This window comes from Pseudomonas sp. Z3-6 (assembly GCF_051131985.1).
Lineage (GTDB): Bacteria > Pseudomonadota > Gammaproteobacteria > Pseudomonadales > Pseudomonadaceae > Aquipseudomonas > Aquipseudomonas zanjanensis.
Window position 1 is genome coordinate 5,288,371 of sequence record NZ_CP071644.1, and the last position, 18,996, is coordinate 5,307,366.

Genomic DNA, 18,996 nt, shown 5'->3' on the forward strand with positions numbered 1-18,996 from the left:
CATTCTCCCTTACTTACGACAAAAAACCTGTGGGAGCGGGCTTGCTCGCGAAAGCGGTTGTACATTCACTATAAATGCAAGCTGATCCACCGCCTTCGCGAGCAAGCCCGCTCCCACAGGGGGTATGTGTGGTGTCCAACTTATCTGATCAACCCTCCACCTGCCCCCATTGCTTGCCCAGGCGCTTATCGGAAATCGGCACCTTGGTGCCCAACTGCTGCGCGAACAATGACACCCGATATTCCTCCAGCCACCAGCGGTATAGTTCCAGTTGCGGGTCGCGCTTGCCTTCCTGGGCGTGTTTGCTGGCGCGGGCCTGGTATTGCGCCCAGAGGTTCGACAGTTCGCCGCTCCAGACCCGGTCCTTCTGCACTTGGCTGCCGAGTTTCTCGAAGCGTTGTTCGATGGCCTTGAGGTAGCGCGGCAGTTCCTTGAGCCACTGATGCGGGGTTTCCCGCACGAAGCCCGGGTACACCAGGTGACTGAGTTGCTGCTTGATGTCGTTCAGCGCCACGGCCTGGGCCAGGTCGATCTTGCCCTTGAAGCGCTTTTGCAGGCCGTGCCAGAGCTTGAGGATGTCCAGGGTCAGCTTCGCCAGGCGTTCGGCGTGCTCGGTCCAGCCGCCGCGCTTGCGCTCGGCCAGGCCGGCCAGGGCGGCGCCGTCACGGGGTAGGCTCGCTTCACCTTCAAGCACGCAGCTATCGAGGCTGGCGAGCAGGATGTCTTCCACCAAGCCATCGATGCGGCCCAAGTCGCGGTACAGCAAACCCAGCTCCGTCAGGCCCGGCAACTTGCTACGCAGGAACTTGGCCGATTCGGCCAGTTGCTGCATGAGCAAGCGCTGCAAGGCGCGGCGATGCTGGAATTCGGCTTCGGCCGGCGTCGGGAAACGTCCTTCCTTGACCACGCCGCCCTCTTCCACCAGCGCCGGGTAGACCGTCATCGACAGCCCGGCGATCTTCTGTTGGGTTTTCTCCGCCACTGGCGCGAAGACCTTCGCCTCCACCGGCGCCTGGCTTTTCGCCGTTTGCGGCACGGCCAAGGCCGCCTGGCTGGCTTCGGCAAAGCGTGCCGTCAGCTCGCCCAGGTCGCGGCCCTCGCCGAGGAACTTGCCCTGGCCGTCGACGATTTCCAGGTTCATGCGCAGGTGGCTTTCGACCTGCTGGGCCGCTTCGGCCCAGGCTTCGTCGCTGACCCGCGCCCCGGTCATGCGCAGCAGCTCACGGCCCAAGGCCTGCGGCAACGAACCCTCGGCGAAGGTGATGCGCTGCAACGCCGCCTTGACGAAATCCGGCACCGGCACGAAGTTCTTGCGCAGGGCCTTGGGCAGATTGCGCACCAGGGCGATGCACTTGGCCTCGATCATCCCCGGAACCAGCCATTCCAAGCGCTCCGGCGGCAGCATCGGCAGCAATGGCGCCGGAACCCGCAGCGTCACGCCGTCACGGGGATGGTTGGGTTCGAAGTGATAGCTCAGCGGCAAGGTCAGGTCACCGACGCGCAAGGTGTCGGGGTACTGCGTGGCGGTGACTTCGCTGGCCTCGCGGGCCAGCACGTCTTCCTCGCGCATAATCAGCAATTGCGGGTCTTTCTGGCTGTTGATCCGGTACCAACTGTCGAACGTTGCGGTCTGGTGAATCTCGGCCGGCAAACGGGCGTCGTAGAACGCAAACAGGGTTTCTTCGTCGGCCAGGATGTCGCGGCGACGGGCCTTGGCTTCCAGCTCGTCGAGCTGCTCCAGCAAGCGCGTATTGGCCCCCAGGCACTTGGCCTTGGACTGGATTTCCCCGCGCACCAGCGCTTCGCGGATGAACAGCTCACGGGACACCACCGGGTCCACCGGTCCGTAGTGCACCGGTCGGCGACCGACGACGATGAGCCCGAACAGCGTGATCTGCTCATAAGCCACCACTTGCCCGCGCTTCTTCTCCCAATGGGGTTCGAAGTGGTTTTTCTTGATCAGGTGCCCGGCCAGCGGCTCGATCCAGTCCGGCTCGATCTTCGCCACCATGCGCGCGTACAACTTGGTGGTTTCCACCAGCTCGGCGGTCATCAGCCACTGCGGACGCTTCTTGCCCAGGCCCGACGAGGGGTGGACCCAGAACCGCCGTTGGCGAGCGCCGAGGTAATCACCGTCCTCGGTTTTCTGGCCGATCTGGCTCAACAGCCCCGACAGCACCGCCTTGTGCAGTTTCGGGTAGTCGGCCGGGTCTTTGTTGAGGCTCAACTGCATGTCGCGGCAGATCAGGCTCAACTGGCGATGGGAATCACGCCACTCGCGCAGGCGCAGGTAGTTGAGGAAGTTCTTGCGGCACCAGTTGCGCAGCGGGCTGGCGGTCAGGGCCTGGCGCTGCTCTTCGAAACCGCGCCACAGGTTGACCAGCCCAGCGAAGTCCGAGTCGGCATCCTTCCATTGGGCATGGGCCTGGTCGGCCGCTTGCTGCCGTTCCGGCGGACGCTCGCGCGGGTCCTGGATCGACATGGCGCTGGCGACGATCAGCACTTCCTGGAGGCTGCCCAGCTTCGCCGCTTCCAGCAGCATGCGGCCCATGCGCGGGTCCACCGGCAGGCGCGCCAACTGCCGACCCAGTGGGGTCAGCTGACTGTTGCGGTCCACCGCCGAGAGTTCTTGGAGCAGGTTGAAACCGTCGCTGATGGCCTTGCCATCCGGCGGCTCGATGAACGGGAAATCGGTGATCTCACCGAGGCGCAGGTGCAGCATCTGCAGGATCACCGCCGCCAGGTTGGTGCGCAGGATTTCCGGGTCGGTGAACTCCGGCCGTCCAAGAAAATCTTCTTCGCTGTACAGGCGCACGCAAATCCCTGGCTCGACCCGCCCGCAGCGGCCCTTGCGCTGGTTGGCGCTGGCCTGGGAAATGGCCTCGATGGGCAGGCGCTGGACCTTGGCCCGATAGCTGTAGCGACTGATGCGTGCGGTACCGCTGTCGATCACGTAGCGGATGCCCGGCACAGTGAGCGAGGTTTCGGCGACGTTGGTCGCCAACACCACTCGACGGCCCGGGTGGGACTGGAAAATCCGCTGCTGTTCGGCCGGTGACAATCGCGCATACAACGGCAGAATCTCGGTGTGCTTGAGCTGGGCCTTGCGCAGCATTTCGGCCGCGTCGCGAATCTCCCGCTCGCCCGGCAGGAACACCAACACATCCCCAGGGCTGCGGCGCTCGCTGCGCTCGTAGGCGGCGATTTCGTCGAGGGTGGCGAGGATCGCCTGGTCGACGGTCAAGTCGTCCTCGACCCGGTTGCCCTCTTCGTCCTGCTCCAGGGTCAGCGGGCGATACCAGGTTTCCACCGGGAAGGTACGGCCCGAGACTTCGACGATCGGCGCGTCATCGAAGTGCTTGGAAAAGCGTTCCAGGTCGATGGTCGCCGACGTGATGATGACTTTCAGGTCCGGACGGCGCGGCAGCAAGGTCTTGAGGTAGCCGAGCAGGAAGTCGATGTTCAGGCTGCGTTCGTGGGCTTCGTCGACGATGATTGTGTCGTAGCGTTCGAGGTAGCGATCATTCTGGGTTTCGGCCAGCAGGATGCCGTCGGTCATCAGCTTGATCAGGGTGTTGGCGTCGCTCTGGTCTTCGAAGCGGACCTGATAACCCACCAGCGCGCCCAACGGCGTGGCCAGTTCCTCGGCCACGCGGCTTGCGACACTGCGGGCGGCGATGCGGCGCGGCTGGGTGTGGCCGATCAAGCCATGCTGGCCACGACCGATTTCCAGGCAGATCTTCGGCAATTGCGTGGTTTTGCCCGAGCCGGTCTCGCCCGCGATGATCAGCACCTGGTGCTTGAGCAGCGCTTGCTTGATTTCGTCGCGCTTGGCGGCAATCGGCAAATTGTCGTCATAGCGGATCACCGGCAGGCTCGCCTTGCGCGCCAGCACCTGATCGCACGACGCCTGCATCCGCGCCACCCACTGGGCCAGCTTGGCCTCGTCGGGCTTCTTGCGCAGCTCGAGCAACTGCCGCCGCAACCGGTGACGGTCGGCGAGCATGGCGTGGTCGAGGTTTTTCAGCAGTTTGTCGATAGCGGGGGCTTGGTCAGTCATCAGGTACGCAAGGGTCGTCGGTTTGAGCAAGGGGGCGATTGTCGCAGATTTGCGGCTATTGCGCCGAGCACCAGAAGCGGCCCCACCACCCTCCCACAGGAGGGTTTGTGCCAAGGCTGGGCTTTTGTGGCGAGGGAGCTTGCTCCCGCTGGGGTGCGAAGCAGCCCCCAGCAGTATTCGGCACCGCGATGTGACGGACAGAACGCAGGGGCCTGCTGCGCAGTCCAGCGGGAGCAAGCTCCCTCGCCACAAAAGCCACACAAACCACAAACCACAGAACACAGAACACAGAACAAAGAACACAAACTACAAACTACAAACTACAAGCCACAAGCCACAGGGGCTTCGTTTGCTCGCCTGGCGTTATTCGCTGTCCAGGTCCTTACGCCGATACGGGAACACATCGATCACCTTCCCAGCCCGGATCGCGTCCTGCAGGCCTTTCCAGTAGTCAGCGTTGTACAGCTCACCGTGTAACTGGTCGAACAGCTTGCGTTGCCCGGCGTCGGCGAACAGGAACGGCGGGAACTCTTCGGGGAAGACGTCCAGCGGTCCGATGGAATACCAAGGCTCGGAAGCCATTTCGTCTTCCGGTGTACGGGGCTGGGGGATGTGGCGAAAGTTGGCTTCTGTAAGGAAGCAGATTTCATCGTAGTCGTAGAACACCACGCGGCCGTGGCGGGTCACGCCGAAGTTCTTGAGCAGCATGTCGCCGGGGAAGATATTGGCTGCCGCCAGTTGCTTGATCGCCAGGCCATAGTCTTCCAGCGCCTCGCGCACCTGGTCCGGGTTGGCGTTTTCCAGATAGAGGTTCAGCGGCGTCATCCGGCGTTCGGTCCAGCAGTGGCGAATCAGTACCGTTTCGCCTTCCACCGACACCGTGGACGGCGCCACTTCCAACAGTTCCTCCAGGCAGGCCGGCTCGAATTTGCTCAGGGGAAAGCGGAAATCGGCGAACTCCTGGGTATCGGCCATGCGCCCGACCCGGTCGACGCTTTTCACCAGTCGGTATTTCTCGATCACCGTGGCCCGGTCGACGTTTTTCGACGGCGAGAAGCGGTCCTTGATGATCTTGAACACGGTGTTGAAGCCCGGCAGGGTGAACACGCTCATGACCATGCCACGCACACCCGGGGCCATGATGAACTGGTCGTCGGTGTTCGCCAGGTGGTTGATCAAGGCCCGGTAGAACTCGGACTTGCCGTGCTTGTAGAAACCAATGGAGGTGTACAACTCGGCGATGTGCTTGCCCGGCAGGATGCGCTTGAGAAAGCCGATGAATTCCGCCGGCACCGGCACATCCACCATGAAGTACGAACGGGTGAACGAGAAGATGATCGACACCTGCGCCTCGTCGGTGATCAGCGCATCGATCTGGATACCCCGGCCCTCGCGGTGCAACAGCGGAATCACCAGCGGCCATTGGTCGTCGCGGGTGTAGATCCGGCCCACCAGGTAGGCGCCCTTGTTGCGATAGAGCACCGAGGAAAACAACTCCACCGTCAGTTCCGGGTCCTTGCAGACCCAGTCCGGCAGGTTCTCGCGCAACTGCGCTTCGAGGCGCTGCAGGTCCCCCGGCAAATCGGCGTAGTCCTCGCTGAAACGGTAATCGGCGAAGACGCTCTCCAGCATCCGGTCCAACTGCCCCTGGGGCTTGTAGGTGCGCGTCTGCGCGGCGCGAGCCCGGCGCAGGCTGGGCCGGGTGGTGTGGATGAACATGGTGCCGTCGCTGATCAGGTCGTGGCTGAACAGCCCGCAGAAGATCGAGTTGTACCAGGTTTCCGACAGCTCATCGTCGAAGCGCAGGTCGATCAGGCTGATGTAGGCGCTCTTGACCAGCGGCCAGCAGCTCACGTCCATCAGGGTTTCGTCATCGAAGGCCTTGTGCAGCTTGGCGACGGTTTCGAAGACTTTTTCTTCATACAAGTTGATGCGCGCCGCCGAAGCCGTTTGCGCCTCCAGCCACAGCGCCTGCTCGAACCGGGCGCGAGCGCCGTCGGTGATCTGCCGGAAATGCTCACGATAATCGTCGAAGCCGTCGAGGATCGAACGGGCGATTTCGATGGCGGGCCATGGCTGCGGCATAGGGTAAACCTCGGCGGGTCATGCTTGTTATTGGCGACTGAGCTTAGAGGCCAATCACGCGGCAACGCAACCATTGCCATCGGTATGCAAGGCGGCGACACTTGCCCCCCCATCAAGGAAGGAGTGGCTCGTGAACCTCGTCGATATCCTGCGTTTACTGTCATTGGCCGCCATCTGGGGCGCCAGTTTCCTGTTCATGCGCATTATCGCCCCCGTCATCGGCACGATTCCCACGGCCTTCTTTCGTGTGTCCATTGCCTTCGTCGGGCTGCTGGTGATCCTGGCCCTGATGCGCGTCGACTGGAATTTTCGTGGCAAGCTCAAAGTCGTGATGGTGCTGGGCCTGATCAACTCGGGCATTCCGGCCACGTTCTATTCGCTGGCGGCCCAGGTGCTGCCGGCCGGTTACTCGGCAATCTTCAATGCCACCACGCCGCTGATGGGGGTGTTGATCGGCGGTTTGTTCTTCAGCGAAAAACTCACTTTGGCCAAGGTCGGCGGGGTCTTCCTCGGGCTGCTCGGCGTGGGCATCCTGACCCGCGCCGGCCCGGTGGCGTTCGACCTGCAACTGTTGATGGGCGCCCTCGCCTGCCTGCTGGCCACCACCTGCTACGGCTTTGCCGGTTTCCTCACCCGGCGCTGGCTCGATCATCAAGGTGGCCTGGACAGCCGCCTTTCGGCCCTGGGCAGCATGTTCGGCGCCACGGTGTTCTTGCTGCCGCTGTTTGGCTACAGCGTCGTCAGCCAGCCGCCGGCCAGTTGGGGCGGCTGGAGTGTCTGGTTGTCACTGCTGGGCCTGGGCCTGGTGTGCACCGCGCTGGCGTACATCCTTTATTTCCGTCTGCTCAGTTCCATCGGCCCGGTCAAGTCCATGACCGTGACATTCCTGATCCCGCCGTTCGGTGTGTTGTGGGGGGCGTTGTTGCTGGATGAGCCGTTGGGGATGGCGCACTTGTATGGCGGGGTGTTGATTGCGGCGGCGTTGTGGTTGGTGCTCAAGCCTTCAGTCACGAAACCGGCTGAGGTGTCTGCCCGATAACCCATCGGTGCCGCTGAAAATGCTATCGCGAGCAGGCTCGCTCCCACAGGGAATTGCGCTAACCCTGTGGGAGCGAGCCTGCTCGCGATAGCGGTAGTTCAGTCAGCGAGTAGCCAAAGCTCAGCGGCGCTTACGAAACACAAACACCAACCCCACGATGATCAGCACCATCCCCAGCAAGCTCAGCAACGCCAACCGGTTGCCGAACACCAGGTAGTCCATGATCGCCGTCACCGCCGGCACCAGGTAGAACAGGCTGGTGACGTTCACCAGGTTGCCGCGGGCAATCAAACGGTACAGCAGCAGCGTCGCCAGCACCGACACCACCAGCCCCATCCACAGCACCGGCACGAAGAACCCCGTGCTGTATTCGAAGTGAAACGGCTGGAACGGCACGAACACCGCGCACAGCACCAGCCCGGCCAGGTACTGCACCGGTAGCGTGCCCAGTGGGTTGTCGGTGATGCGCTTCTGCATGATGGAGCCAGCCGTCATGCTGACCAGTGCCAGCAACCCGCACAGCATCCCTGCCAGGGACATACCGGCCAGGCCGATGCCCTGGTACACCACCATGACCAACCCGACCAAGCCCAATACCAGGCCGAACATCCGCGCCCCGGAACGCCGGCGCTCCATAAGCACTACAGTCAGGATCGGTTGCACACCCATCAGGGTCGCCATGACGCCGGGCGTGACATTCATTTGCAGCGCCAGCAGATAAAAAATCTGATAGGCGCCCAGCAGCACCAGTCCGGTGGTCACCGCGTACAGCATCGGCTTGCCGGTCTTGGGCAACTTGAACTTGAGCAACGGAATCAACAGCACCAGCGCGAACAGCGCGATGGCAAATCGGATCAACAGAAAAGCGAAGGGTGAAGCGTGGGCCAGGCCCAGCTTGGAAAAGATCGCCCCGCTGCTCCACAGCAAAACGAACAGGCTCGTGGAAGCCGCCGCCAACAAGGCGTTTTTGGAAAGGGAAAACATGGATACCACCTGTAGTCAGGCAAAAAGCCAACTCAGCCGAAGCTGAAGTCCAGTAGTTTTTTCAGGCGGGCACAGGGGATGGCAACCGTTGCCGATCAGCCCTGAATGCCAACACCCGGCGGTGATACGACGACGTACACCGATGAGCTACGGACAGGTGGGGGATATTGACCGATCTGCGCAGGCTGCTGGTTCCCACACGGCACGACGCCAGCGTTGAACGCTGGAACCACGACCGCGATGACAGGGGATGCAGGCATGAGCCGATCTCTTGGAGAGTGGGTTCGAAAACCCGAAGAGCGCTGACTATAACCAGCGCCCGATGGACTACGCAATGTTTTAAACGAACAACCAATAGCCAAGCGCCGTCAGCACCGTCACCGCCAACACCGGCCGCATCACCCGGTAGGCCTTGGGATGCTTGCGTTTGAACTGCTTGACCCGGCCGCTGATGCCGTCGCTGAACGACTTGCTCCAGGCATAGGCCTGGTTGATGCCGCCGACGTGTTCATCGTCCAGGTTCTGCGGCGCGGTGGCTCGGCCGAGGAACGCGCTGATGGTACGGTTGAGGCGGGTCATCAGCCGACTTTTCAAGGGCCGCTCGACATCACAGAACAGGATCAGGCGGGTCTGTGGGGTTTCGTTCTTGACCCAGTGCACATAGGTTTCATCGAACATGACGTCTTCGCCGTCGCGCCAGGCATAGATCTGACCGTCGACGAAGATCCGGCAGTCCTCGGAATTGGGGGTTGAGAGCCCCAGGTGATAACGCAACGAACCGGCGAAGGGGTCTCGATGAGGGTTCAGATGGCTACCACCGGGCAGCAAGGCAAACATCGCGCCGCGAACGCTGGGGATCCGACTGACCAGTTCAACCGTCCTCGGGCACAGCAACTCAGCCGACGGCAGCGGTTTGTCGTACCACTTGAGGTAGAAGCGCTTCCAACCCTTCTTGAAGAACGAACCGAAACCCGCATCGTTGTTCTTCTCGGCGGCTCGAATGTAGCCATCGTCGAACAAGTGCATGGCTTCGTCGCGGATGACTTGCCAGTTGTCCTTGAGCACATCCAGTTCGGGAAATTGGCTGCGATCCAGGTAAGGCCTCGAGGGCACGCCGGAGAACAGGTACATCAAGGCGTTATAGGGGGCGAACAGCGCCGAGTGGTTGACGAACTGACGCAACACCGGCAACCGCGCCTTACCACGCAAATGCACATAGAGCGTACTGCCCAGGAACAGCAGCAACACCGAGGCCTTGGCGACAAACGAAACGGTCATTTTTTTAAACTCCTTGTCCAAAAACAACTGACGCAACGCCTACTGCCCGACGTAGCCGGGGGCCATGTTAAATACCCATGGCCCGGGTAAAAACCGTCTGACGCAAGATTCTCTGTTGAGTGAAACGCAATAAACACTTTTTAACAGACGTCACCTGAACGTTGGCTGACGCATCGAACAATCATTCAACCTACCTGAGGTCGCGAGTGCTCTTGTGGCGAGGGAGCTTGCTCCCGCTGGCGTGCGGAGCGCGCCCCTGGGATTTGGCGACCCGGGTTGAATCCGGGGCGCCTGCTGCGCAGTCGAGCGGGAGCAAGCTCCCTCGCCACACAAGCAGCGCTCACCACCCATCCTGCCTGCGGTTACTGCTGAATCTCCTGATCGGTAAACAGATCACTGAACAACATGCTCGACAAATACCGCTCGCCCGAATCCGGCAGGATCACCACGATGGTCTTGCCCTGCATTTCCGGTTTTTCCGCCAGGCGCACGGCCACGGCCATTGCCGCGCCGCAGGAGATCCCGCAGAGGATGCCCTCCTCCTGCATCAAGCGCAGGGCCATGGCCTTGGACTCGTCGTCAGTGACGCGCTCGACCAGGTCGACGATGGACAGGTCGAGGTTCTTCGGCACGAACCCGGCGCCGATCCCCTGGATCTTGTGGGGGCTGGGCTTGATTTCATCCCCCGCCATCGCCTGGGTGATCACTGGCGACACTTCGGGCTCGACCGCCACCGACAGGATCGGCTTGCCACAGGTGTTCTTGATATACCGCGAAACCCCGGTAATGGTTCCGCCGGTGCCCACGCCCGCGACCAGCACGTCCACGGCGCCGTCGGTGTCGTTCCAGATTTCCGGGCCGGTGGTTTTTTCGTGGATCGCCGGGTTCGCCGGGTTATCGAACTGCTGCGGCATGAAATATTTGGACGGATCGCTGGCCATGATCTCGGCGGCTTTCTCGATGGCGCCCTTCATGCCCTTCGCCGGTTCGGTGAGCACCAACTCCGCGCCCAGGGCCTTGAGGACCTTGCGCCGCTCGATGCTCATGGAGGCCGGCATGGTCAGCATCAGCTTGTAGCCACGGGCGGCGGCGACGAACGCCAGGCCGATCCCGGTGTTGCCCGAGGTCGGTTCGACAATGGTCATGCCCGGCTTGAGCTTGCCCGAGCTTTCAGCGTCCCAGATCATGTTTGCGCCGATCCGGCACTTGACCGAATACCCTGGGTTACGCCCCTCGATCTTGGCCAGGATGGTCACGCCGCGCGGCGCAATGCGGTTGATCTGTACCAGTGGCGTATTGCCGATGGAATGGGCGTTGTCAGCGAATATGCGGCTCATGGCTGGGTCCTTGATGGGGCGAAATTGAAGCCTTTAAAGGTATGCCTGTTGCCCATGGGCGTCCAGTTGCACCGAACGTTCCCGTTGTTGCGACAGTCAATGGCATTAGGAGGCGCTCCCCCAACAAACGCTGGAGACTGACAGACATGAAGCGTCGATACCGCTGGCCACTGTGGGTTTTCGCCACCCTCGTCGCGGTGCTGGTGGCCCTGCATTTCGCCCTGCCTTACCTGGTACGCGACTACCTGAACGATAAACTGGCCGACATGGGCGATTATCGCGGCCAGATCGCCGACGTGGACTTGGCCCTGTGGCGCGGTGCCTACCGGATCAACGGCCTGGAAATCGTCAAGGTCGACGGCAAGGTCCCGGTGCCGTTCGTCAACGCGCCACTGGTGGACCTGTCGGTGAGCTGGCACTCGCTGTGGTACGACCATGCGGTGGTGTCCGAGGTGGAGTTCACCCGCCCCGAAGTGAACTTCGTCGACGGCGGGGCCAACCGGCAGAACTCCCAGACCGGCCAGGGCACCAACTGGCGCCAGCAACTGGAAAAACTGCTGCCCATCACCTTCAACGAAGTGCGCATCCGGGAGGGCAAGGTCACCTTTCGCAATTTCAATTCCAAGCCGCCGGTCAACCTGCGGGCCACCGACGTCAACGCCAGCTTCTATAACCTGACCAACGTGGTCGACACCGAAGGCAAGCGCGACGCCCGCTTCGAAGGCAAGGCCCTGGTGGCCGAGCATGCGCCCCTGGAAATGCAGGCTACCTTCGACCCCTTGAGCGACTTCGAGGATTTCGATTTCCGCCTGCGGGCCAGGAACATCGAACTCAAGCGCCTCAACGATTTTGCCGCCGCCTATGGCAAGTTCGATTTCAATGCCGGCCACGGCGACCTGGTGATCGAGGCTGAAGCCGATAACGCCAAGCTCAGCGGCTATATCAAGCCATTGCTGCGGGATGTCGACGTATTCGACTGGCAGCAGGACGTGGAAAACCAGAACAAGAACATCTTCCGCTCGGTCTGGGAAGCGCTGGTCGGGACCGGCGAAACGGCCCTCAAGAACCAGCGCAAGAACCAGTTTGCCACCCGGGTGGAACTCAGCGGCAATGTTCACCAGCAGGACATCAGCGCCTTCGAAGCCTTCCTGCAGATCCTGCGCAACGGTTTCGTCCAGGCCTTCAATGCCCGTTATGAACAGCCACCGCCTTCGAAGGATTGAGATTTGCGGCTTTTAGTGGCGAGGGAGCTTGCTCCCGCTGGGCCGCGAAGCGGCCCTAAAAAGCCTGCGAGCGCTGCGCACTCGAGCGGGAGCAAGCTCCCTCGCCACAAGACTGAGTCAACATGTGACGCCCCATTCAGAGACTGAATACAGCGTCTGCGTTCACAGTCGGCGCGGCCTCGCGTTATAGTCGGGCACGATATTTATTTCGCGCGCCCCGCCTCGCCGGGCCGGCGACACGTTCGAGGAAATTGCAGATGAAGTTCGAAGGCACCAGCGCCTACGTGGCCACCGATGACCTGAAACTGGCCGTGAACGCCGCCATCACCTTGGAGCGGCCGTTGCTGGTCAAGGGCGAACCAGGCACCGGCAAAACCATGCTGGCCGAGCAATTGGCCGAGTCCTTCGGCGCGCGCCTGATCACCTGGCACATCAAGTCCACCACCAAGGCCCACCAGGGCTTGTACGAGTACGACGCGGTCAGCCGCCTGCGGGACTCACAGTTGGGCGTGGACAAGGTCCACGACGTGCGCAACTACCTGAAGAAGGGCAAGCTCTGGGAAGCGTTCGAGTCCGAGGAGCGGGTGATCCTGCTGATCGACGAAATCGACAAGGCCGACATCGAGTTCCCCAACGACCTGCTACAAGAGCTCGACAAGATGGAGTTCTACGTCTACGAGACCGACGAAACCATCAAGGCCAAGCAGCGCCCGATCATCATCATTACCTCCAACAACGAAAAGGAACTGCCGGACGCCTTCCTGCGCCGCTGCTTCTTCCACTACATCGCGTTCCCCGACCGCGTCACCCTGCAGAAAATCGTCGATGTGCATTACCCAAACATCAAGAAGGACCTGGTCAGCGAAGCGCTGGACGTGTTCTTCGACGTGCGCAAGGTGCCGGGCCTGAAGAAAAAACCTTCCACCTCCGAACTGGTGGACTGGCTCAAGCTGCTGATGGCCGACAACATCGGCGAAGCGGTGCTGCGCGAGCGTGATCCGACCAAGGCCATTCCGCCGCTGGCCGGCGCCCTGGTGAAAAACGAACAAGACGTGCAACTGCTCGAGCGCCTGGCGTTCATGAGCCGTCGCGGCACCCGCTGATCCTCTTCGTTTAACAAGAGCGAGGGCGATTGCCATGCTGCTTAACCTGTTCAATGAGATGCGCGCCGCCAAGGTGCCCGTGTCGGTGCGTGAACTGCTGGACCTGATCAACGCGCTGAAACAGCGGGTGATCTTCGCCGACATGGACGAGTTCTATTACCTGTCCCGGGCGATCCTGGTGAAGGACGAACGGCATTTCGACAAGTTCGACCGGGCCTTCGCCGCCTACTTCAACGGTTTGGAGAAGCTCGACGATCACCTCCAGGCGCTGATTCCCGAAGACTGGTTGCGCAAGGAATTCGAGCGTTCGCTGACCGACGAGGAACGGGCGCAGATCCAGTCCCTCGGTGGCCTGGACAAGCTGATCGAAGAATTCAAGAAACGCCTGGAAGAACAGAAGGAACGCCATGCCGGCGGCAACAAGTGGATCGGCACCGGCGGCACTAGCCCGTTCGGCTCCGGCGGTTTCAACCCCGAGGGCATCCGGGTCGGCGACGCCGGCAAGCGCCAGGGCAAGGCCGTAAAGGTCTGGGACCAGCGCGAATACAAGAACCTCGATGACCAGGTGGAATTGGGCACCCGCAACATCAAGATCGCCCTGCGCCGCCTGCGCAAGTTCGCCCGCCAGGGCGCGGCCGAAGAGCTGGACATCGACGGCACCATCGATCACACCGCCCGGGACGCCGGCCTCTTGAACATCCAGATGCGCCCGGAGCGACGCAACACCGTCAAGCTGTTGTTGCTGTTCGACATCGGTGGCTCGATGGATGCCCACGTGAAGATCTGTGAAGAACTGTTCTCGGCCTGCAAGACCGAGTTCAAGCACTTGGAGTATTTCTACTTCCACAACTTCGTCTACGAATCGGTGTGGAAGAACAACCTGCGCCGCACCTCGGAGCGCACCTCGACCCAGGATTTGCTGCACAAGTACGGTGCCGACTACAAAGTGATCTTCATCGGCGACGCCGCCATGGCGCCTTATGAAATCACCCAGGCCGGCGGCAGCGTCGAGCACTGGAACGAAGAAGCCGGTTATGTGTGGATGCAGCGCTTCATGGAGAAGTACAAGAAACTCATCTGGATCAACCCGTACCCCAAGGACACCTGGGGCTACACCGCCTCGACCAACATCGTGCGCGAGTTGGTGGAGGACCGGATGTATCCGCTGACGTTGCGGGGGTTGGAGGAAGGGATGCGGTTTCTTTCCAAGTAAAGTCTTCCGGTGCCTGTAAGGGCCTCTTCGCGAGCAAGCCCGCTCCCACAAGGGATCTCCTGTGCGACACAGATCCAGTGTGGGAGCGGGCTTGCTCGCGAAGCTTTTAGCGGTTTGACAGCCCCCGCAGGCATTCAACCTGCTGCCCATGCGCAACCTCCTGCACCACCGGCCGCAACCGCACCTGCGCCCCGGGCAGGCATTGCGCCAGCCGGGCCAGGGACAGCGGCGTCAACGCCCCCAGGCGTGGATAACCACCGATGGTTTGTCGGTCGTTGAGCAACACGATCGGCTGGCCGTCCGGTGGCACCTGCACGGCACCGAGGGGAATGCCCTCGGAAATCATCGCCGGCCCCTGATATTCCAACGCCGTGCCCAGCAAGCGCATGCCCATGCGGTCGGCGCGACTGTCCAGCGTCCACGCAGTGTTGAATGCATCGAACAGGCTGCGCCCACTGAACGCGCCATTCTGCGCACCGAGGATCAGGTCCAGCGGCTGCGCTTGCTGGAAATCCGGAATCCGCGTGTGGGGCATGGGCCGCGGCGTCGGCGTGCCTGAATAGCTCAAGTGTTCACCGCGACTCAGCGCCCGCCCCCGCCCATCCAGGCCACCGAGTTCCTCACGGACCACCGTCGCCCGGCTGCCCAGCACCGTAGGCGCATTGAACCCACCTGGGGCCGCCAAGTAGGCCCGGGCACCGAGCACAGGCTGGGTGAGCGCCAGGACCTGGCCTTTGCGCAAGCTGAAGAAACGCCACGATGCCACGCCCTGGCCGTCTATCCGCGCGCCCAGGTCAGCCCCGGCCAGCGCCAGCACGCAATCCTCGTCGGCCACCACGGTAAAGCCGCCGAGGGTAATCTCCACCACCGCCGCGTCCAGGTCATTGCCCAGCATCCAATTGGCCCAGGCCATCGACAACCAATCCGCCGCGCCGCCCTGGGTCACGCCCAGGTGTCTCACGCCGAAACGGCCGGCGTCCTGTAACAGGCACAGCGGGGTGCTGGCCTCGATCAACAACCGGCTCATGCCTGGGCCTCCAACGGTGTGTCGTCGCCACCCAGGGCGATGAATTCGGCGTGGTCCACGGCGGCAAAACGTACCGTGTCCCCCGGCTGCATCAGGCTGTAGCCGTCACGCTCACGATCGAACAGTTTGGCCGGGGTGCGCCCGATCAGGTTCCAACCGCCGGGCGAAACCACTGGATACGCCGCGGTCTGACGCTCGGCAATACCGACGCTGCCCGCTGCCACGCGCTTGCGTGGCGTGTCGAGGCGCGGGGCGGCCAGTTCTTCGTCCACCAGCCCCATGAAGGCGAAACCGGGGGCGAAGCCCAGGGCAAACACCTGGTACTCCCGTTCGCTGTGGCGGCGGATCACCTGGGCGACCGTCAAGCCGCTGCGACTCGCCAACAGCTCAAGCTCCGGCCCGACGCTTACGTCGTACCACACCGGCAGCACATGGCATTGGCCGGTCGAGCGGGCATCCGGTGAAAGGTTATGCAGCGCCTCGTCGATCAAATCGCGGGCCTGGACCGGGTTCAGGGCGAGCAAATCGTAGTGCACCATCAAGGTGGTGTAGGACGGCACCAGATCGATCAAACGCTCGGCAAACACCGCTCGCAGGCGCTCGCTGGCGGCGAGCATCCAGGGCATGTTGGCCTCGGTGATCTCATCGAACAGGCGCACCATCAGGCAGTCCACCGCCACCACTTCCACGCGTGGTTTCATGGCGCACTCTGCCCGTCCAGGGCTTCGCGGATGCGCTGCACGGCCGCCACGGAGCTGGCGTTGTCGCCGTGCACGCACAAGGTATTGGCCATGAGGTGCAAGGCACTGCCGTCGCTGGCGGTCAACGCATCGCCACGGGCGATGGTCAGGGCCTGCCCGATGATGACCTCGGGATCGTGATGCACCGCCCCCGGTGCCTGTCGCGAAACCAGGCGACCGGCACTGTCATAGGCCCGATCGGCAAAGGCCTCGAACCACAGGGTCAGGCCGTACTCGTCGCCCAGGGCCTGGGCGGCGCTGTTGTCCCGGGTCGCCATGAGCATCAGCGGCAGTTGCCGGTCATAGGCCGCGACGGCCTGGATCACGGCGCGCAGTTGCGCTGGGTTGGCCATCATGTCGTTGTACATCGCCCCGTGGGGCTTGACGTAGCTGACTCGCCCGCCCTGGGCCCGGCAGATGCCGTCGAGGGCGCCGATCTGGTAGTGCAGCAAGTCCTGCAGCTCCTGGGCGCCATAGGCCATGGAACGCCGGCCGAAGCCCGCCAGGTCCTGATAGGCCGGGTGCGCGCCGATCCGCACGCCGTGGCTCAGGGCCAGGCTGACGGTCTTGCGCATGATGCTCGGGTCGCCAGCGTGGAAGCCGCAGGCAATGTTGGCGCAATCGATGAAGGGCATCACCTCGGCGTCCAGACCCATGGTCCAGCTGCCGAAGCTTTCGCCGATATCGCAATTCAGTAGCAGGCGGTTCACGGTGAACGCTCCTGTAGTTTTTTCTTCTTTGACTGTGGGGCCAAGCCATGGAGCCCAGGCCCCCACAGGGTATCAGTTACTCGGCTTCCAACTGCTTGCCTTGGGTTTCCGGCAGGCTCAGGGCCGCGAGGATCACCACGCCGTAGGACACCGCCGCGAACGCGCCGATACCCACGCTCAGCGGCACCTTCTGGCTCAAGATACCGATCAACAGCGGGAACAATGCCGCCACCGCCCGGCCAATGTTGTAGCAAAAGCCCTGGCCCGAACCGCGGATGCGCGTAGGAAACAGCTCGGTGAGGAACGAGCCCATGCCGCTGAACATCCCGGAAGCGAAAAAGCCCAGGGGAAAGCCCAACCACAGCATCACGTTATTGCTCACCGGCACCTGGGTGTACAGCAGGACGATGGTGAACGAGCCGACAGCGTACAGAACGAAGTTCTTCTTTCGTCCCAGGATGTCCGACAGGTACGCGCTGATGACATAGCCCACGTAGGAACCGACGATCACCATCGCCAGGTAGCCACCGGTGCTCAATACACTCAAGCCCCGTTCATTCTTGAGAAACGTCGGCAGCCAGGACGTGATGGCGTAGTAGCCGCCCAGGGCACCGGTGGTCAGCAGCGAGGCACGCAGGGTGGTGAAGAGGATGCCAGGGGCAAAAATCTCGTAGAACTTCGCGGGATTTTCCGGCGTCAACCGGGCCTTGGTCTGGTTATAGACTTCCGGGTCCTTGACCAGCCGGCGGACGAAAATCACGAACACCGCCGGCACGATGCCGAGGATGAACAGTGCGCGCCAGGCATCTTCCGGCGGCAACACCGAGAACAGTAGCGCATACAGAATCGCCGTCATGCCCCAGCCCAGCGCCCAACCCGATTGCACCATGCCCACCGCCTTGCCGCGGTCCTTGGCACGGATCACCTCGCCCATCAACACCGCACCGGCGGTCCACTCGCCGCCAAAGCCGAAGCCCATCAAGGTGCGGGCGATCAACAGCTGCTCGTAGTTCTGGGCAAAGCCGCACAGGAAGGTGAAGAACGCGAACCACAGCACCGTCAGTTGCAAGGTGCGCACCCGACCGATCCGGTCCGAGAGAATACCCGCCACCCAGCCGCCAATGGCCGACGCGATCAAGGTGCTGGTGTGGATCAGGCCTGCCTGGCCGGTGGTGATGCCCCACATCGCGATCAGGGTCGGCACCACGAAACTGAGCATCTGGGTGTCCATGCCGTCCAGGGCGTAACCGATCTTGCAGCTCCAGAAGGTGCGACGTTCCTGCTGGTTGATGTTGCGATACCAATCGAACGGGCCAGAACGGGCCTGGGGTTGGGGGACGCCGAGCGTGTCGGGTGCACTCATGGTGGTTCTCCACGGTTTTATTGTTGTGAGTCTCGACGACGCTGACGTGGAGACCGTTGCCCCGATTCTTGAGCGCGCGGCCGATCCCGTCCAACGAATAAAACCTTGGCTGGGTCATAAGAAAAATTTGATTGGGCAGCACATCACCCGCAAAGGCAGACCGCTTTTGTGGCGAGGGAGCTTGCTCCCGCTCGAGTGCGTAGCGCTCGCAAAATCTTGGGGCCGCTCCGCAGCCCAGCGGGAGCAAGCTCCCTCGCCACAGGAAGCTCACTGAACCATCGAGTCAGAGCCCGCGCAGGTCACGCTCTTCGATCGGCCGGCCCTGGCGCAGGCGCTTGCCGCCCAGCACCACCCAGTCGATCAGGCGGAACAGGCATTCCAGGCCGAACGACAGCAACATCGCGCCGCTGATGCCCCAGATCATCGCTTCGGGGGTCAGCAGGATCTGGTAGCTGTAGCCGTTCCAGGTTTCCTTGCGGATGTCCGGATCGGCGGCCAGCGCCACTTGCAGCAGGCGGATGTACCACGGGCCTTGCATCGCCTGGAATTGCTTGTCCAAGGCCTGCTGGCGCACGAGCAAGGTGTTCAGGCTGTCGGCATCGCTGCGAAAGATCGGGTCTTCGCTGGCGCGGTAATGGGCCACCAGCGCCTGCATGTCACCCTTGAAAAATTGGTTGGCGGTGCCCTGGAAACCTTGCAGGCCGGTCTGCGCCTCGATCAGGTGAGCCTCGACCCGCTTGGCGTAATCATTGATGAACCCTGGCACCTGGACCCCAACCAACAGGCCCACCGCGAACAACACCAGCCGTAGATAACTGAGCAACATAGCGTGAC

14 protein-coding genes are annotated in these 18,996 nt (G+C 62.2%); 4 read left to right on the top strand and 10 right to left on the bottom strand.

Annotated features, from left to right (window positions below):
- Window positions 1-148 precede the first annotated feature (148 nt).
- Window positions 149-4,060 carry an ATP-dependent RNA helicase HrpA gene (hrpA, locus tag J3P88_RS22830; protein ID WP_434571772.1) on the bottom strand — a complete coding sequence of 1,304 codons (3,912 nt, stop codon included), beginning with the start codon at window positions 4,058-4,060 and terminating at the stop codon, window positions 149-151.
- Window positions 4,061-4,423: 363 nt separating this feature from the next.
- Window positions 4,424-6,145 (bottom strand): bifunctional isocitrate dehydrogenase kinase/phosphatase, encoded by a 1,722-nt coding sequence (gene aceK, locus J3P88_RS22835; protein ID WP_434571774.1) that lies wholly within the window; start codon window positions 6,143-6,145, stop codon window positions 4,424-4,426.
- A 130-nt stretch (window positions 6,146-6,275) separates the two neighbouring features.
- Between aceK and J3P88_RS22840 the strand changes: the two genes are divergently transcribed.
- Window positions 6,276-7,184 carry a DMT family transporter gene (locus tag J3P88_RS22840; protein WP_434571776.1) on the top strand — a complete coding sequence of 303 codons (909 nt, stop codon included), beginning with the start codon at window positions 6,276-6,278 and terminating at the stop codon, window positions 7,182-7,184.
- A 120-nt stretch (window positions 7,185-7,304) separates the two neighbouring features.
- Here J3P88_RS22840 and J3P88_RS22845 read toward each other — a convergent pair whose 3' ends face one another.
- From J3P88_RS22845 to cysK, 3 genes are all read right to left on the bottom strand, one after another.
- Window positions 7,305-8,168: a DMT family transporter gene (locus J3P88_RS22845; protein WP_434571778.1), complete on the bottom strand. Its 864-nt coding sequence runs from the start codon at window positions 8,166-8,168 to the stop codon at window positions 7,305-7,307.
- A gap of 339 nt (window positions 8,169-8,507) precedes the next feature.
- Window positions 8,508-9,446 carry an aspartyl/asparaginyl beta-hydroxylase domain-containing protein gene (locus J3P88_RS22850; protein WP_434571782.1) on the bottom strand — a complete coding sequence of 313 codons (939 nt, stop codon included), beginning with the start codon at window positions 9,444-9,446 and terminating at the stop codon, window positions 8,508-8,510.
- A 362-nt stretch (window positions 9,447-9,808) separates the two neighbouring features.
- Window positions 9,809-10,783 (bottom strand): cysteine synthase A, encoded by a 975-nt coding sequence (gene cysK / locus J3P88_RS22855; protein WP_434571784.1) that lies wholly within the window; start codon window positions 10,781-10,783, stop codon window positions 9,809-9,811.
- A gap of 146 nt (window positions 10,784-10,929) precedes the next feature.
- Between cysK and J3P88_RS22860 the strand changes: the two genes are divergently transcribed.
- The 3 genes from J3P88_RS22860 to J3P88_RS22870 all read left to right on the top strand — a co-directional run bounded on the left by J3P88_RS22860 (window position 10,930) and on the right by J3P88_RS22870 (window position 14,322).
- Window positions 10,930-12,006, top strand: coding sequence for a DUF748 domain-containing protein (locus J3P88_RS22860; protein WP_434571786.1), 1,077 nt, complete (start codon window positions 10,930-10,932; stop codon window positions 12,004-12,006).
- 257 nt (window positions 12,007-12,263) lie between these two features.
- A complete protein-coding gene (locus tag J3P88_RS22865) occupies window positions 12,264-13,109 on the top strand; it encodes an AAA family ATPase (RefSeq protein ID WP_186704583.1) in 846 nt (281 codons plus the stop codon).
- Between the two features lie 34 nt (window positions 13,110-13,143).
- Window positions 13,144-14,322, top strand: coding sequence for a vWA domain-containing protein (locus J3P88_RS22870; RefSeq protein ID WP_003198888.1), 1,179 nt, complete (start codon window positions 13,144-13,146; stop codon window positions 14,320-14,322).
- Window positions 14,323-14,428: 106 nt separating this feature from the next.
- On the opposite strand, the gene J3P88_RS22875 is transcribed toward J3P88_RS22870, so the two are convergent.
- The 5 genes from J3P88_RS22875 to J3P88_RS22895 all read right to left on the bottom strand — a co-directional run bounded on the left by J3P88_RS22875 (window position 14,429) and on the right by J3P88_RS22895 (window position 18,988).
- Window positions 14,429-15,349 carry a biotin-dependent carboxyltransferase family protein gene (locus J3P88_RS22875; RefSeq protein WP_434571788.1) on the bottom strand — a complete coding sequence of 307 codons (921 nt, stop codon included), beginning with the start codon at window positions 15,347-15,349 and terminating at the stop codon, window positions 14,429-14,431.
- A complete protein-coding gene (gene pxpB, locus J3P88_RS22880) occupies window positions 15,346-16,050 on the bottom strand; it encodes a 5-oxoprolinase subunit PxpB (protein WP_434571790.1) in 705 nt (234 codons plus the stop codon). Before pxpB ends, J3P88_RS22875 begins: the two co-directional genes overlap by 4 nt.
- A complete protein-coding gene (locus J3P88_RS22885; protein WP_434571792.1) occupies window positions 16,047-16,799 on the bottom strand; it encodes a 5-oxoprolinase subunit PxpA in 753 nt (250 codons plus the stop codon). Before J3P88_RS22885 ends, pxpB begins: the two co-directional genes overlap by 4 nt.
- 76 nt (window positions 16,800-16,875) lie before the next feature.
- A complete protein-coding gene (locus J3P88_RS22890) occupies window positions 16,876-18,162 on the bottom strand; it encodes an MFS transporter (protein WP_060738732.1) in 1,287 nt (428 codons plus the stop codon).
- Between the two features lie 283 nt (window positions 18,163-18,445).
- Complete coding sequence (locus tag J3P88_RS22895) at window positions 18,446-18,988, bottom strand: DUF2937 family protein (RefSeq protein ID WP_039593345.1); 543 nt, start codon at window positions 18,986-18,988, stop codon at window positions 18,446-18,448.
- Between the last annotated feature and the right edge of the window lie 8 nt (window positions 18,989-18,996).

Bases quoted from the DNA above. Each gene is read 5' to 3' on its own strand.
- J3P88_RS22870 (WP_003198888.1), top strand. From the start codon at position 13,144: ATGCTGCTTAACCTGTTCAATGAGATGCGCGCCGCCAAGGTGCCCGTG.
- J3P88_RS22895 (WP_039593345.1), bottom strand. From the start codon at position 18,988: ATGTTGCTCAGTTATCTACGGCTGGTGTTGTTCGCGGTGGGCCTGTTG.
- J3P88_RS22865 (WP_186704583.1), top strand. From the start codon at position 12,264: ATGAAGTTCGAAGGCACCAGCGCCTACGTGGCCACCGATGACCTGAAA.
- aceK (WP_434571774.1), bottom strand. From the start codon at position 6,145: ATGCCGCAGCCATGGCCCGCCATCGAAATCGCCCGTTCGATCCTCGAC.
- hrpA (WP_434571772.1), bottom strand. From the start codon at position 4,060: ATGACTGACCAAGCCCCCGCTATCGACAAACTGCTGAAAAACCTCGAC.
- J3P88_RS22875 (WP_434571788.1), bottom strand. From the start codon at position 15,349: ATGAGCCGGTTGTTGATCGAGGCCAGCACCCCGCTGTGCCTGTTACAG.
- J3P88_RS22860 (WP_434571786.1), top strand. From the start codon at position 10,930: ATGAAGCGTCGATACCGCTGGCCACTGTGGGTTTTCGCCACCCTCGTC.
- cysK (WP_434571784.1), bottom strand. From the start codon at position 10,783: ATGAGCCGCATATTCGCTGACAACGCCCATTCCATCGGCAATACGCCA.
- J3P88_RS22850 (WP_434571782.1), bottom strand. From the start codon at position 9,446: ATGACCGTTTCGTTTGTCGCCAAGGCCTCGGTGTTGCTGCTGTTCCTG.
- pxpB (WP_434571790.1), bottom strand. From the start codon at position 16,050: ATGAAACCACGCGTGGAAGTGGTGGCGGTGGACTGCCTGATGGTGCGC.
- J3P88_RS22845 (WP_434571778.1), bottom strand. From the start codon at position 8,168: ATGTTTTCCCTTTCCAAAAACGCCTTGTTGGCGGCGGCTTCCACGAGC.
- J3P88_RS22890 (WP_060738732.1), bottom strand. From the start codon at position 18,162: ATGAGTGCACCCGACACGCTCGGCGTCCCCCAACCCCAGGCCCGTTCT.